Source organism: Staphylococcus sp. Mo2-1 (genome assembly GCF_046721385.1).
GTDB lineage: Bacteria > Bacillota > Bacilli > Staphylococcales > Staphylococcaceae > Staphylococcus > Staphylococcus equorum_A.
In genome coordinates this window covers 784991-801318 of the sequence record NZ_JBEUUK010000001.1, presented here as the reverse complement: position 1 = coordinate 801318, position 16328 = coordinate 784991, and the positions used below count along the sequence as shown (strand labels likewise).

Annotated in this window: 6 protein-coding genes and 8 pseudogenes; all 14 read right to left on the bottom strand. The window is 33.8% G+C overall.

The features are described from left to right. Window positions 1-204: 204 nt before the first annotated feature. Window positions 205-1906: pseudogene (locus ABLV95_RS04120) on the bottom strand (proline--tRNA ligase). Between the two features lie 19 nt (window positions 1907-1925). Then, window positions 1926-3212 (bottom strand): RIP metalloprotease RseP, encoded by a 1287-nt coding sequence (gene rseP / locus ABLV95_RS04115; protein ID WP_460876462.1) that lies wholly within the window; start codon window positions 3210-3212, stop codon window positions 1926-1928. Window positions 3213-3537: 325 nt separating this feature from the next. After that, entirely contained in the window at window positions 3538-4320 is a 783-nt protein-coding gene (locus tag ABLV95_RS04110; RefSeq protein WP_069816029.1) for a phosphatidate cytidylyltransferase, read from the bottom strand. Window positions 4321-4337: 17 nt separating this feature from the next. Further along, entirely contained in the window at window positions 4338-5102 is a 765-nt protein-coding gene (locus ABLV95_RS04105) for an isoprenyl transferase (RefSeq protein ID WP_460876460.1), read from the bottom strand. Between the two features lie 233 nt (window positions 5103-5335). Further along, window positions 5336-5890: a ribosome recycling factor gene (frr, locus tag ABLV95_RS04100; protein WP_069816033.1), complete on the bottom strand. Its 555-nt coding sequence runs from the start codon at window positions 5888-5890 to the stop codon at window positions 5336-5338. A gap of 16 nt (window positions 5891-5906) precedes the next feature. Continuing rightward, window positions 5907-6630, bottom strand: a pseudogene (gene pyrH, locus ABLV95_RS04095) (UMP kinase). A 132-nt stretch (window positions 6631-6762) separates the two neighbouring features. Beyond that, window positions 6763-7642: pseudogene (gene tsf / locus ABLV95_RS04090) on the bottom strand (translation elongation factor Ts). A 94-nt stretch (window positions 7643-7736) separates the two neighbouring features. Next, window positions 7737-8526 (bottom strand): annotated as a pseudogene (gene rpsB, locus ABLV95_RS04085) (30S ribosomal protein S2). Window positions 8527-8777: 251 nt separating this feature from the next. Further along, entirely contained in the window at window positions 8778-9551 is a 774-nt protein-coding gene (gene codY / locus ABLV95_RS04080) for a GTP-sensing pleiotropic transcriptional regulator CodY (protein WP_460876458.1), read from the bottom strand. Between the two features lie 23 nt (window positions 9552-9574). Continuing rightward, window positions 9575-10992 (bottom strand): annotated as a pseudogene (hslU, locus tag ABLV95_RS04075) (ATP-dependent protease ATPase subunit HslU). Window positions 10993-11125: 133 nt separating this feature from the next. Beyond that, a pseudogene (gene hslV, locus ABLV95_RS04070) lies at window positions 11126-11669 on the bottom strand (ATP-dependent protease subunit HslV). Window positions 11670-11672: 3 nt separating this feature from the next. Further along, window positions 11673-12563, bottom strand: a complete 891-nt coding sequence (gene xerC, locus ABLV95_RS04065) for a tyrosine recombinase XerC (protein WP_460876456.1) — start codon at window positions 12561-12563, stop codon at window positions 11673-11675. A 118-nt stretch (window positions 12564-12681) separates the two neighbouring features. Next, a pseudogene (trmFO, locus tag ABLV95_RS04060) lies at window positions 12682-13991 on the bottom strand (FADH(2)-oxidizing methylenetetrahydrofolate--tRNA-(uracil(54)-C(5))-methyltransferase TrmFO). Between the two features lie 165 nt (window positions 13992-14156). Next, window positions 14157-16228: pseudogene (gene topA, locus ABLV95_RS04055) on the bottom strand (type I DNA topoisomerase). Window positions 16229-16328 lie beyond the last annotated feature (100 nt).

The window sequence follows — 16328 nt, the reverse complement described above, 5'->3', positions numbered from 1 at the left end:
ATAACAAATGGGAGCGGAACAGAAATCAAACTTTAAAATTTGATTTCGTATTCCCGCCCCCTCTTTAAAAGTTTGAAACAAACACATTTAGAAATCAGACAACTATTGTGCGTTCTCTAATTTACACTCACTAATATAGTATGCCATATTTATGTGCCGACCTCATGATTTTATATAAGTAACATCTACCATTTCACTTTTTAATTATATATTTGTATATAATTCATTTACATAATTAATTAAATTATCAATATGCACATCTTCACTGTCACCAGTATCGCGGCGTTTAACTTCTACAATACCTTCTGCGAGCATTTTTGCCTACGACGATACGTATTGGTAGACCGATTAAATCAGCATCATTAAATTTCACACCAAGCACGTTCTTTACGGTCATCATAAAGCACATCATAATTTTCTTTTAATTGCGTATATAATTGATCCGCTAATTCACGTTGATCATCTTTTTTAGGATTGATTGTGATTAAATGTAATTCAAATGGTGTGACTGATTTTGGCCAAATAATACCATTTTCGTCGTTATTCTGTTCAACGATTGCACTTAATGTTCTTGAAATACCAATGCCATAACATCCCATTAATAATGGTTGCGCTCTACCTTGGTCATTTAAGAACGTGGCGTTCATTGATTCAGAATATTTTGTTCCAAGTTTAAAGACTTGGCCTACTTCAATACCTTCTGCAAAGTGCGCTTTGTCTGAGCTATCTGCTAATAATTCACCTTCTAAAATAAATCTAAAATCTCCATAGGCTTCTACTTCAAAGTCACGACCTACATTTGCGTTTAACAAGTGATACCCATCTTCATTCGCACCAACGACAATATTATTCAAATCTTGAATGAAATTATCTGCATAAATTTTAATGTCTTTATCAAAAACTGGACCCAGTGAACCCGGTTTTGCACCTAAAATATTAATAATTTCATCTTCGGTTGCTAACTCTACATTGTCGGTACCAAAATAAGCTTTTAATTTAATATCGTTAATTTCATGGTGACCACGAATTAATACTAATATAAATTCACCATCGACATTAAATATCATAGATTTAGTAATTTCGTCTAATGGTTTATTTAAAAATGTCGCAAGCTCTTGTGCTGTATGCACATTTGGTGTTTCAATTTTTGTTAACGGTTGTGCATCTTCATGTTTTTTATTAGGATGGTAAACCACTTCAGCTTTTTCAATATTTGCAGCGTAATCACTTTGCTCACTGTACACAATCGTGTCTTCACCGATTTCGCTTAACGCCATAAACTCATGTGTATGACTACCACCAATTGCACCTGAATCAGCAACAACAGGTCTCGCGTTAATGCCTACACGATTAAAGATGCGACCATATGCATGGTACATATCTTCATACGCTTCATCTAGTGATGCTTCATCAGCATGAAAAGAATAAGCATCTTTCATTATAAATTCTCTACCACGTAATAGACCAAAACGTGGACGCTTTTCATCTCTAAATTTAGATTGTATTTGGAAAAGTGTCATTGGCAGTTGTTTATATGATTTCAATTCATCACGGACAATCGAAGTCACAACCTCTTCATGTGTTGGACCAAGCGCAAATTGACGGCCATTACGGTCTTGCAAACGCATAAGTTCTGGACCATATGCACTCCAACGTCCTGATTCTTCCCATAATTCTGATGGTTGTAATGCTGGCATTAATATTTCAACGGCATCAATACGCTCCATCTCTTCACGTACGATGGCTTCAATATTATTTAATACTCTCATGACAATTGGTAAGTAACTATAAATCCCACTTGTGCTTTGTTTGATTAAACCTGCTTTTAATAATAGTCGATGGCTTAATGCCTCAGCACCAGTGGCACTTCTTTCATAGTTGGTATAAATACTTTTGATTGTTTCATTTAAATGCTTCTCTCCCTCTTATAAGAAATAACGCTGAATATCGTTCCAAGTCACTAATACCATAACGATTAATACAAATACGGCACCAATGGCGATAATTGTAGTTTCTGCTTTTTTATTTACTGGTTTTCTAAAGATTGCTTCATATATTACAAATAAAATTCGTCCACCATCTAATGCTGGTACTGGTAGTAAATTCATTAATCCTAAGTTAACACTTAGCAAAGCAGTCCATGAAATCAAGTTAATTATACCAGTTTTAACGACAGAGTCGACAGTATGATATATACCTACTGGACCATTTAACATATCAAATGAGAATTCTCCAGTGAAAATACTAGCGATCATACTTACAATTGCAGTGAAAATAATTTTACCTGCACTAAGTGTTTGTTCCACACCCGCTGCAATTGGTTTGAAAATAGTGTGTTCAGTCGTTGCACTATAACCTAATAAATATTTTGTTTCTGAGTGTGTTTTCGTTACTTTCTGTTCAATTTTTTCAGGCTTAATATCAAATGTTTGTTTGTTGCCATCACGTTCGACGACTAATTTTGTCTTATTATCTTTAATGTCTTTTACCGCTTTATCGATATCATCTTTACCATCAATATTATGGTTTCCTACTTTAACAATTGTATCTCCAGATTTAAGCCCTGCTTGTTCAGCAGGTGAATCTTTAACAACTTCATCAACTGAATTTGTTGCTGTACCTTGATAATATGCTAGACCAATAAATAATACTAATGTAAGTAAGAAATTAAACAGTGGTCCTGCGAATAAAGTTAAGAATTTTTGATAAGGTTTTTTATACGTGAATTGACGATCTCTAGGTGCAATTTGAATTAAACTACCATTCTCTACAAAGTATGATTTCTTAGCTATTGCATAGCGTTGTCTTTCTTGATCATATGATGTTACACCTTCAATGAATAAGCCATCTTTAAAATCACATTGTTTTACTTCTATTGCTTCAATTTGTTGAAATTTGTGTTGATCATCTAAAATGATGTGCGTAATTTCATCTTTGTCATTTAATTTTATTTTTACATGCATACCTGGTTGAACTGGTGGTTCTTCTAAACCATCACCGACCATGCGTACATAACCTCCGACAGGTAATAATCTAATCGTATATAATGTTTCATTTTTTCTGAAACTAAATATTTTAGGTCCCATACCAATTGCAAATTCCGGACACATAATGCACGCGCGTTTTGCAAAAAACATATGTCCGTACTCATGAACTGTGACAAGGACACCAAAAACGATTATAAATGAAATAATTGTTACTAGAAAACTCACTTTGCTACACCTCATATTTTCGAAATAAATTGTTTGATCATACTATATATTAATTCATACAATACACTTTCTTATGACTACTTGCTTACTTTAGATTATAAAAGTATAACACAACAATGCTGAGTGACACACGTAACTTTAATATGTCTTCAAGTCATTCACTTACATTATACTTATCATTTTGCAGTCGTAATTACACAAAGTATTTTTGCTTGTGAAAAGGAGTTAAGAAATAAAATAACTGTATTGAAGCACTCAGTTATTTTATTTCATTAACTCCTTATTTTTGTTTATATAATTGTATAGTATCACTTTGAATCGATAGTTAAGCTTGTATTAACAAGATGTTTAATAGTGGCAATACAAACATAAAACTGTCAAAGCGATCTAAAATACCACCATGGCCAGGCAAAATACGACCAGAGTCTTTCACACCAAAATGACGTTTGAAACCTGACTCAACAAGGTCACCAAGTTGTCCAAACATACTTAAAACAATCGTAACAATTAATAGTATCCACGTTGCAATATTAAAGTCTACAAACATAATCATAACAAGTGGAATAATTAAACTACAAATCAATCCGCCAACAAAACCTTCTATTGTTTTATTAGGACTAATCACAGGCCATAATTTATGTTTGCCCATTAAGCGACCAAAAATATATGCCCCTGTATCTGTTGACCATACGATTAGAAATGCAAATAGTATGTAGTGTAAGCCTTCAGACCTTGTTTCATAAAGATACATAAACCCAATACCAACATACGCAATCGTCATTAAACAAAATGCGGCGTCCATAAAACTAAATCTATTTTTAGAAAGCACTGTATAACTTAATAAAATAAAACTCATTGCTATTAATGACTTTAATTGTAAATCATTAACCCAGTTACCGGCACCTTGAGGTAACATAATAATTAAAATTCCTAGCGCACTTATGATACCTGGCACCGATAAAAACTTAATCATATTCATATTAAGCAATTCTTTTAATGCTATGAACGCTAACAAATACGAAAACAGCATTAATATAACTCCGCCCTTCAGTAAGACCGGGAGGAAAATGATAAGCGCTATGATTGCCGTCAAAGTTCTAACTTTCATACTATTCTCCTAACTACTTATAATCCCCCAAAACGCCTTTGACGAGATTGATAAATTTTAATACAGTTTATTAATTCTTCTTTATCAAAATCTGGCCATAATTTTTCATTGAATAAAAATTCACTGTAAGATACTTGCCAGATTAGGAAATTACTAATACGTTGCTCTCCTGATGTTCTAATCAAAAGATCCGGGTCAGGGTAGCAATGAGTCATTAAATGATCATTAATCATTTCTTCAGTGATTGCTTCGCTTGTTAAACCTTCAGCGGTCAATTTGTCGTAAATTGATTTCACACTGTGAACAATTTCGGCTCGTCCGCCATAATTTATAGCAAAGACCAATTTTAAGCCCGTATTATGCTTTGTTTCTTCTTTTGCTTTATCTATCGCTTTAAGTGTAGATGTTGGTAAATGCTCAATAAAACCAATCGTCTCTACTTTAACATTATTTTCTATCAACTCTGGTAGAAATGTTCTTAAAAAGTTAACTGGCAAGTTCATAATGTAATTCACTTCATTTTTAGGTCTTGTCCAATTTTCTGTAGAGAAAGTATACAATGTTAAATATTTAATTCCTAAATCACTAGTTGCTTTAGTGATTTTTTTAACAGTTTGCATACCTTGGTAGTGGCCTTTTATTCTAGGCAATTTTCTTTGTTTAGCCCAACGACCATTACCATCCATAATTATAGCAACATGTTCGGGTATATTATGTACTTCCAAATCTATATCGGATTGCTTATACTGATTTTCTTTCTTCTTTTTTAACTTTTTAAACATGGTATTTCCTCCGAGCTTGATCATCTCTGTTTATTATAATTAGATTCTAGATGCAATTAACTACCATTTTATCATAATAGATAGGTGCATTGAATAAACAAATAAAAAAACTGTACCAAAGTCTGATTTGATACAGTTCAGATAAATATATGATATACCTCTGCTTCAAGCTCTAACTATAAGTAATTATATACCTTAATGAGTGAATAGAAGTATAATCATCATTACCATGTTTATACTGACATTATATCTTTTTCTTTTTCTTCTAATAATTTATCAATTTCTTTAATTGAGTTGTCAGTTAATTTTTGTACATCATCTGTTTGTGATCTTAAATCATCTTCAGTGATATCGCCATTTTTCTCTTGTTTTTTAAGTACATCATTTGAATCACGACGAACATTTCTAACTGCTACTTTCGCATCTTCGCCAATTTTCTTAACATCTTTTACAAGCTCTTTACGGCGTTCTTCAGTTAATGCCGGAATAACAATACGTATAACTTCTCCATCACTTGAAGGATTCACACCTAAGTTAGCGGCATTGATTGCTTTTTCAATATTACCAACAGATGATTTATCATATGGTGCAATTACTAATAAACGTGCTTCTGGCACATTGATACTAGCAAGTTGTTGAACTGGTGTTGGAGCACCGTAGTAATCAACATTTACGCCATTTAATAAATTGGAATTGGCTCTTCCGGCACTAATATTAGCTAATTCTCTTGAAAGATTATCAACAGATTTTTGCATTTTTGATTTCGTATCATTAATAATGTCGCTCATTGTCATACACCTCTAATTATTTTGTTATTATTGTTCCTATTTTTTCACCCATTACTGCACGTTTAATATTACCTTCTTCAGTAATTGAGAACACATTCAACGGAATGTTGTTATCCATACAGAATGAAGATGCTGTTGAATCCATTACTTGTAAACCATCTTGTAACATTTGAATATGAGTAAGATGTTCATACTTAATAGCATTAGGGTCTACTTTTGGATCAGCAGAGTAAACGCCATCAACATTATTTTTACCCATTAAGATAACATCGGCTTCGACTTCAGCCGCACGTAAAGTCTGCTGTAGTATCAGTTGAGAAGTATGGATTACCAATTCCCGCTGCAAAAATAACTACACGTTTTTTCTCTAAGTGTCTAATTGCACGACGACGAATGTATGGTTCTGCAACTTGTTTCATTTCAATTGAAGTTAAAACGCGTGTATCGCATTCTAATTGTTCAAGGCTATCTTGTAACGCTAAAGCATTCATTACCGTAGCTAACATACCCATGTAATCAGCAGTACCACGATCCATGCCTAAGTCACTACCCGTTTTACCTCTCCAAATATTGCCTCCGCCAACGATAACTGCAATTTCGCAGTCCATCTTTGCAACTTCGGCAACTTGTTCAGCCACACTTTTAATCGTAATTGGATTAATTCCAAATCCATCGTTACCTGCTAGTGCTTCGCCACTTAATTTTAAAACAACACGATCGTATTTAGAAGTTTGAGCCATTGTCTTATCCTCTCTATTGTAAAAATATGTAATTGATACAAGTAAAGAAGACACAATAGGTCTTCCAATACAAAAGTAAATCTTTCATACGGAGCACAAAGGTGTCTTCTTTCTTGTTTTAACTATGAAAAATTATTTCATTTGTCCTTTTACTTCGTCAGCAAAGTTTTCTTCACGTTTTTCCATGCCTTCGCCTACTTCATAACGTATGAAGTCAACAAGTTTTCCACCTTTTGATTTCAAGAAAGCTTCAACTGTTTGATCAGGATCTTTTACAAAGTTTTGGTCAACTGCACAAATTTCTTGTAAATATTTACGTAAACGACCTTCAACCATTTTTTCTACAATTTTCTCTGGTTTGCCTTCGTTTAGTGCTTGTTGTTTTAAAACTTCTCTTTCGTGATTAATTTCATCTTCGCTTACTTGTTCAGATGAAACATATTTAGGGTTGATTGCGGCAATGTGCATAGCTACGTCTTTAGCGAGCTTGGCCATCAGTTGAACCTTCAACTACAGTTAACACACCGATACGTCCGCCCATGTGTAAATAAGAACCAAAAGCATCGTTATCTGATTTTGTTCTAATAGCAAAACGACGGATACTTAATTTTTCTCCGATAGTTGAGATAGATTCTTTAACACGTTGGTCTACTGATTTACCATCAGCTAATGTAGTTTCTAATAATGCTTCTACTGTTTCAACTTTTGTTTCTAATACTTGGTTAGCAATTTCTTTCACTAATTCTTGGAAACCTTCGTTACGAGCTACGAAGTCAGTTTCTGCATTAATTTCTACAATTGTTGCTTCATTGCCTTTTTCTTCAACATGAACTAGACCTTCTGCCGCAATACGGTCAGATTTTTTAGCAGCTTTTGCGATACCTTTTTCACGTAAGTAATCAACAGCTTTGTCGATGTCACCATCAGTTTCTGTTAACGCTTTTTTACAGTCCATCATACCTGCACCAGTTTTTTCACGTAATTCTTTTACAAGTTTAGCTGAAATTGCCATTTCATATTCCTCCATTATTTAATGAATTTTAATATATTTGTTTTTAAAAAAGGGTGATAAGCTTGAATATCTTATCACCCATTTTACATTATTCTTAGTTTGATTCAACAGAAGTGTTTTCTTCAGTTGTTCCTGCTTCAGTAGCTTCTTTTGATTCATTTAAATCAATATTTTGTTCTGCTTGCTACTTCTTCATTAGATACACCTTGTTGACCTTCTAAGATCGCATCTGCCATTTTACCAGTTAATAATTTAACGGCACGAATAGCATCGTCGTTTGTTGGGATAACGTAATCAATTTCATCTGGATCACAGTTAGTATCCACAATACCAACGATAGGGATGTGTAATTTGCGTGCTTCAGCAATTGCGTTGCGCTCTTTACGAGGATCAACTACAAATAATGCTTGAGGCATTGATTTCATATCACGAATTCCGCCTAAGAATTTGATTAAACGGTCGTATTCTTTTTTAAGTTCTACAACTTCTTTTTTAGGTAATACTTCGAATAAGCCATCTTCTTCCATTTTTTCAATTTCAGAGATGCGTTTGATACGTTTAGAAATTGTTTTATAGTTAGTTAAGATTCCACCTAACCATCTTTGGTTTACATAGAATTGACCAGCACGTTCTGCTTCAGCTTTCACTGAGTCTTGTGCTTGTTTTTTCGTACCAACGAATAAAACTTTTCCGCCATCTTCTGATACTTGTTTAATGAAGTTATAAGCTTCTTCTACTTTTTTCACTGTTTTTTGTAAATCGATAATGTAAATACCGTTTCTTTCAGTGAAAATGTATCTTTTCATTTTTGGGTTCCAACGACGTGTTTGGTGACCAAAGTGAACGCCTGCTTCTAGTAATTGTTTCATTGAAATTACTGCCATAATTAAAATCCTCCTATTGGTTTATTACCTCCACAAAAAGCTCATATAAACACGATAACTAAATATCGCACCCTTTATACTTATACTTTTTATGTGCGTATTGGCTTCATAGCCGTGAATAAATATATCATATTTGTATTTATAAAGCAATACTTTCACATTACTATTTCACACATTAAAAGAACATCTAAAAGTCTTATGATTTAGACGCTCTTTTTGATGATATATTTTTAAATTCATTTACGTATTTATTATTTAATTCTTTCTAGCTCATCTAAGAATTTTTCTTTTTTCACTTTAATAAATGTACCTTTCATTCCTAAAGAACGCGATTCAATAACACCAGCACTTTCAAGTTTACGCAAAGCATTAACAATAACTGAACGTGTAATACCTACTCTATCAGCAACTTTTGATGCAATAAGTAATCCTTCTTTACCACCTAATTCTTCAAAGATATGCTCGATTGCTTCACTTTCAGAATATGATAAAGAATTAATTGCCATGCTAATAGAAGCTTTGTCTCTTGCTTCTTGTTCAACTTCACTATGTTTTTCACGTAAGATTTCCATGCCGATAACTGTAGCGACATATTCGCCAAGAACTAAATCATTCTCAGAGAAATCTTCTTGAACACGTCCAAGGACTAAAGTACCTAATCTTTCACCGCCACCTAAAATCGGGAAAATTGTAGTTCTGCTGATTTTGAATAAATCTTTGTTTTCTGGTGGGAACACTGATAATACGTTTTCAATATCAATGTTAGATTGTGTCTCTCTAACATCCATTAGTTTATCCGTATATTCTTTAGGTATGTGTCTATTTTCAAGCATTTGTATAATACGATCATTTTTCAATAATTCATTTAAACTTGATCCTAAAATCTTTCCTTTTCTAGAAACAATAAATACATTTGTTACTGTTACACTACTTATTGTTTGTGCTACATCCTTAAAATCAACGGCAATACCTTTGTGCTTTTGCAAAAGTGTATTTAATTCTCTAGTTTTCGATAATAAGCTCATATTCCTTCTCCTTTTTATTTATATTATAAAATAAATGCACTTAAATCTTTGTTTGTTGAAATTGATTTCAACTTATCATCAACATATTGTGGTGTAATGTCTACAACCGCATTGGGCATACTTGGTGCTTCAAATGATAAATCTTCTAGCATCTTTTCAAGTATAGTATGCAAACGACGTGCGCCAATGTTATCAGTATCTTGGTTTACACTGGAAGGCAATTTCTGCCAGACGTTTAATCGCGTCATCGGTAAAGTTGACTGTCACTTCTTCTGTTTGAAGTAGCGCTTCATATTGTTTGATAAGTGATAATTTCGGTTCAGTCAAGATTCGTACAAAATCTTCTACTGAAAGACTTTCTAATTCAACACGAATTGGGAAACGACCTTGCAACTCAGGAATTAAATCACTTGGTTTAGCCACGTGGAATGCTCCGAGCACCAATAAATAGCATATGTTCAGTGTTAACAGTACCATATTTCGTTTGTACCATGCTACCTTCAAGTATTGGTAAAATATCTCTCTGAACGCCTTGTCGAGACACATCTTGACCTGAATTTTGATTGTTAGTTGCAACTTTATCGATTTCATCAATAAATATAATGCCCATTTGCTCGGCAAGTTCGATTGCTTGTTGATTTGCTGATTCTTGGTCAATCAGTTCATCGGCAAATTGATCCGTTAATATTTTACGTGCTGTTTGTACAGGGACTTCTCTTTCAACTTTTTTCTTAGGCATGAGTTGTTTCATCATATCTTGCATTTGTTCATTTTGATTTGTGCCTAACATCCCCATAGCGCCTGGGTCTTGCTCTACTTTTAATCTTACTTTTTCTTCTTCCAATTCACCATTCAATAATTGTTGTTTAATTTCAGAACGCTTTGTCTTGATTTCATCTGTAGGCGTATCCTCTTCTTCTTCATTGTTTTGACCAAAGTTTGGCATCGAACCACCAAATAATGATTCTAAAGGATTATTCCCACTGTTATTCGCATTATTCGCTTTTTGCTTCATACTAGGCACTAAAAGTTTTACTAATTTTTCATTTGCTTTTTGCTTCGCTTCTTCTTCGACTAAAGCTTTCTTTTGTTCTTTAACTAGTCTAATAGCTACGTCAACTAAATCTCTTACCATGCTCTCAACATCTCGACCGACATAGCCTACTTCTGTAAATTTAGTTGCTTCTACCTTTATAAAAGGTGCACCTACAACTTTAGCCATTCTTCTTGCTATTTCCGTCTTACCTACACCTGTTGGTCCAATCATCAAAATATTTTTGGGTGCAATCTCTTGTTTAGCTTCATCAGCTAAAAGACTTCGTCTATATCTATTTCTTAATGCAATTGCTACTTTGCGTTTTGCATCATCTTGCCCAACAATGTATTCATTCAATTTTGAAACGATATCTTTTGGTGTTAATTTAATGCCAGTCGTTTCCATAAGATAAATTACCTCCGTAATTTTGATTTCAATTATTCTAAAAATTATTTTTAAATTTATTTATTATTACTATATCCTAAATTTTTACAATTATACATTTTTATTTTTCATTGCGCTTTTTTAGTTTTAACTTTTATAATTTTTCAACTACGATTTGATCATTTGTAAACACACAAATATCAGATGCAACTTTTAAACTTTCATAAGCCATTTCTTCTGCAGTTAAGTTTGTGGCATGACGTTTCAAGGCTCTTCCGAGCACTCAAAGCATAATTACCACCTGAACCAATTGCTATTAAAGCATCATCTGGTGCAATCACTTCTCCTGTACCACTTACAACAAGGATTGAATCCTCATCCATAACGATTAACATTGCTTCTAGTTGACGCAGTTGTTTGTCACCTCTCCATTCCTGAGCTAATTCAACTGCGGCTCTTTCTAAATTACCACCAAATTGTTGTAGTTTAGTCTCGAACTTTTCGAATAACGTAAATGCATCTGCAACGCTTCCTGCAAATCCTGCTAAAACTTTATCGTTGTATAAGCGTCTAACCTTGCGTGCTGTTTGTTTCATAATAACTTGTTCACCAAGTGTTACTTGGCCATCACCTGCCATTGCTGAATGGCCGTTATGTTGCACTGCAAAAATCGTTGTCGCGTGAATAGATGTACTCATAATCTAATTCTCCTTTTTTGCACGAGGATGTGCGTTTAAATATACTTTTCTTAATTGTTCATTTGTAACATGTGTGTAGCGACCTGTAGTTGATAAATTCACATGCCCTAGCAATGATTGAACGGTACGTAAATCAGCGCCCTGATTAAGCATGTGTGTTGCAAATGTATGTCTTAATTTATGTGGGTGAATATCCGTGACGCCGACTGTACGTTTTACAACATCGTTTAACACATAACGAACGCCGCGCTCTGTGATAGGCGCACCGTTCATATTTACTAATAAATAATTATGATCACTTTTGCTTTTAGGTTTAAATAATTCTAAATATCGTTCTATACTTTGTTTACAAAATTCCCCAAATGGAATAAAACGTTCTTTACCGCCTTTACCTAACACTTTTACACCAGGTGAATTCATATCTAAATCATGCTCTTTTATATGGACTAACTCCGAAACCCTTATCCCTGTTGCATAAAGGAGTTCCAAAATCACTCTATCTCTCAAACCTTTTTTCGGGTCTTTTTCAACAGTATCAAATAAAGCTTCCATTTCTTCTTCATAAAAAAAGTGTGGTAAGTATTGTTCTTTCTTGGGATGCACTAATTGAACAAATGGATTTATAACTTTTTCATCTTGCGTCATCCAATATTCATAAAAACTTCTCAGCGTAGAAATTTTACGAGAAACTGAGGTTCTTTTCAAGTTTTTCGAATATAAATAACTTAGATAGTTTCTTGCATCTTTATATTCGAATGCAGATAACTCTAAATATTCTTGACTTAAAAATACATTAAACTGTTCTAAATCATCGTGGTATGACTTTAAAGTATGCTCTGAAAACTGTCGTTCAACTTTTAGCATAAATAAATATGCCTGCTGGATTTCTTCCAATAAAAACCCCTCCATCAATATGAATTGTAGCATATTGATGAAGGGGACTGCGAAAAATAACTATTAAATTGAGTCAAACTTACAAAATTTTTAGAAAATGGTTATATCAACGAATATTTTATAAAGTTTGCTTATAATTATCTAGATATGATAACGCGCGATCTGCAAGTTTTTCATAACGTAATTTTTTATCTTTAACACGATTTTCTAAAGTTGGCAGTAAACCAAAATTCGCATTCATTGGTTGGAAATTTTTCTCGTTTTTAGCATGAGAAATATAATATGCCATACTTCCAATCATTGTTTCTCTTGGAAATACTACGCCGCCTTTACCTTTAATTTTATGCGCTACGTTGATGCCTGCTACTAAACCACTTGCTGCACTTTCAACATAACCTTCAACGCCAGTCATTTGGCCAGCAAAATGAACTTCTTCTCTACCTATCAACTCATACTTTTCCGTCAATACGTCTGGCGAGTTAATAAATGTATTTCGATGCATCACACCATATCTTACGATTTCTACATTTTCTAAACCAGGAATTAAACGTATAACGTCTTTTTGTGCTCCCCATTTTAAATGTGTTTGAAAACCTACAAGATTATATAATGTACCAGCCGCATCATCTTGTCTCAATTGTACGACTGCATATGGACGTTCGCCTGTCTTAGGATCTTCTAGACCAACTGGTTTCATAGGTCCAAACAATAAAGTTTTACGCCCACGTTCCGCCATAACTTCAAAGGGCATGCATCCTTCAAAATATTTTTCTTTCTCGAATTCATTTACTGGTGCAACTTCTGCTTCCATCAATGCATCATAAAATGTATTGAATTCTTCTTCAGTCATTGGACAGTTCAGATATGCTTGCTTCACCTTTATCATAACGAGATTTCAAATATACTTTATTCATATCTATACTTTCTTTTTCAATTATTGGAGCTGCGGCATCATAAAAATACAATTGATCTTCACCAGTAGCTTCAACAATTTCAGCAGCCAATTTTTCTGTTGTTAATGGACCAGTAGCAATGATTGTATAACCTTCAGGTATGCTATTAATCTCTTCATTTAACACTGTAACATTGGGATGATTTTTTAAAGTTTCTGTAACGTAACCAGCAAAATCATGTCGATCTACTGCTAACGCACCACCAACAGGTACTCTTGCTTTGTCTGCTGCATTAATAATAAGTGAATCAAGACGTCTCATCTCTTCCTTGAGTACACCAACTGCATTCGTTAACGCATTGCCACGTAATGAGTTTGAACAAACTAATTCAGCAAATTGATCAGTGTGATGTGCTTGGTGTTTGCTTCACTGGCCTCATCTCTATTAAATTAACTTTAATCCCTCTTTGAGCTAATTGATATGCTGCTTCTGAGCCAGCTAGACCAGCCCCGATAACATTGACAGTTTGAGTCATTTAATTTCCTCCGATACATTAAAAATAGCAACTACGACATCATATCATAATTATAAATATATGCGTCTACATTATAAATATGTGTCGTTAGTTGCTTATAGAATTATTAACAATATTCGTAATGTAAGTTTGTATTACGCAATAATTAATAAATGATATGTTTGTTTATTTTTGCAGTTCTTCTTTATAATCACAGTTTGAACAAATAACCTGACTTTTACGTCCTTGTTTTTTCTCAACAAGATATTGTTCACATTTAGGACAATCACGACCTACAGGTTTATCCCATGTAACGAAGTCACACTCAGGATATTTTGAACAACCGAAGAAAATACGGTTCTTTTTAGATTTGCGTTCAACGACATCGCCCTCTTTACATTTAGGGCAAGTCACGCCAATCGTTTTGATAATGGCTTTCGTGTTACGACAGTCTGGGAAGTTAGAACATGCCATGAATTTACCATAGCGTCCCATTTTAATTACCATCGGAGATCCGCATAGTTCGCAATCTTCTCCAGTTGGTTCATCTTTAATTTCAATTTTTTCCATTTCTTCTTCTGCACGTTCAACATCTTGACTAAAGCTACTGTAAAAATCACGAATTACTTTTTTCCAAGGAATTTCGCCATCAGCTACTTTATCCAATAATGTTTCCATGTTTACAGTAAAGTCGACATCAATGATTTCAGGGAAATAATCCTTCACTTGTTCATGAACGATTTCACCTAGTTCAGTTGGAACAAATCGCTTACTTTCATTTTTTACATAATTTCTTTTTTGTATCGTATCTATTGTCGGTGCATACGTAGATGGTCGACCAATTTTCAATTCTTCCATTGTTTTTACTAAACGCGCTTCAGTATAACGCGGCGGTGGTTGTGTGTAATGTTGAGAAGGTTCGATATTAGTTGCTGTAACCATTTCGCCTTCTTCAATATTAGGTAATTTATTTTCTTTACCGCCTTCATCGTCGTCTGTAGTTTCAATGTATAGTGTCATGAAACCTTTAAACTTAATTGTTTGTCCATTCGCACGGAATTTTAAATCATTTTGTGTTAAATCCATAGCAACAGTATCAAGAATCGCAGGTGCCATTTGACTTGCGACAAAACGTTCCCAGATTAATTTATATAATCTGTGTTGATCACGCGTTAAATAATTTTTCATTTCATTTGGTGTACGCAATGTTCCAGATGGTCTGATTGCTTCATGGGCATCTTGATCGCCTTGTTGGCCTTTAGCTTTACGATTTGACGTATAGTTATTACCATACGTTTCTTCAATATAACTTTTCGCTTCAGCTTTAGCTTGATCAGATACTCTTGTTGAATCTGTACGCATATATGTGATTAAACCGACTGTACCTTGTCGTTTCAAATCAATACCTTCGTACAATTGCTTGCGCAAGCATCATTGTTTTTCGTGCTTTGAAGTTCAATTTGCGCGCAGCTTCTTGTTGTAATGTTGATGTTGTAAATGGATTAGATGGATAACGTGTTTTTTCTTTTTTAGTTACTTTCGTTACCTCAAACTGGTCTCCATCTAATTGTGTTGTAATTTTTTCTACATCATCTTTATTCGTTAACTTAAATGGTTTATTTTTTAAATGAAGGAATTTGGCATTGAATTTGGATTTCTTATATCTAAATTCGCCTTCAATTTTCCAATATTCTTCTGGTTTAAAGTTTCTGATTTCATTTTCGCGATCAATAACTAATCTAAGTGCAACAGATTGGACACGTCCAGCTGATAAACCTTTTTTAACTTTTTTCCACAATACCGGCGATATATTATAACCAACTAAACGGTCTAATATACGTCTCGCTTGCTGAGCGTCAACAAGATTCATCTCTATGCCTCTAGGATGTTTAAAGCTATCTTTCACAGCATCTTTTGTTATTTCATTAAATACTACTCTATTTTCTACTGATTCTTCTAAATTTAATATGTTCGCCAAATGCCAAGCAATTGCCTCACCTTCACGGTCAGGGTCACTCGCTAAGAATATTTTTTTTGCTTTCTTAGCATGTTTTTTAAGTTCTTTAACAACTGGACCTTTGCCGCGTATCGTAATATATTTTGGCTCAAAATCATTTTCATCATCTACGCCCATTTGGCTACGTGGCAAGTCTCTAACATGCCCCATAGATGCGATAACTTTATATTTTTTACCTAAATATTTTTCAATGGTTTTAGCTTTTGCGAGGCGATTCAACTATGACTAAATTTTCTGTCAAAGTAGTTACCCCCTTGCATTTCTAATTACAAAGATAAATGATAAACGGTCTATTTTGTTTTTGTCAATGTTTTTAATTTTAAGTTACCTGGATTTCTAAG

Coding starts and splice junctions, on each gene's coding strand:
- ABLV95_RS04110 (WP_069816029.1), bottom strand. CDS start 4,320: ATGAAAGTTAGAACTTTGACGGCAATCATAGCGCTTATCATTTTCCTC.
- ABLV95_RS04105 (WP_460876460.1), bottom strand. CDS start 5,102: ATGTTTAAAAAGTTAAAAAAGAAGAAAGAAAATCAGTATAAGCAATCC.
- frr (WP_069816033.1), bottom strand. CDS start 5,890: ATGAGCGACATTATTAATGATACGAAATCAAAAATGCAAAAATCTGTT.
- codY (WP_460876458.1), bottom strand. CDS start 9,551: ATGAGCTTATTATCGAAAACTAGAGAATTAAATACACTTTTGCAAAAG.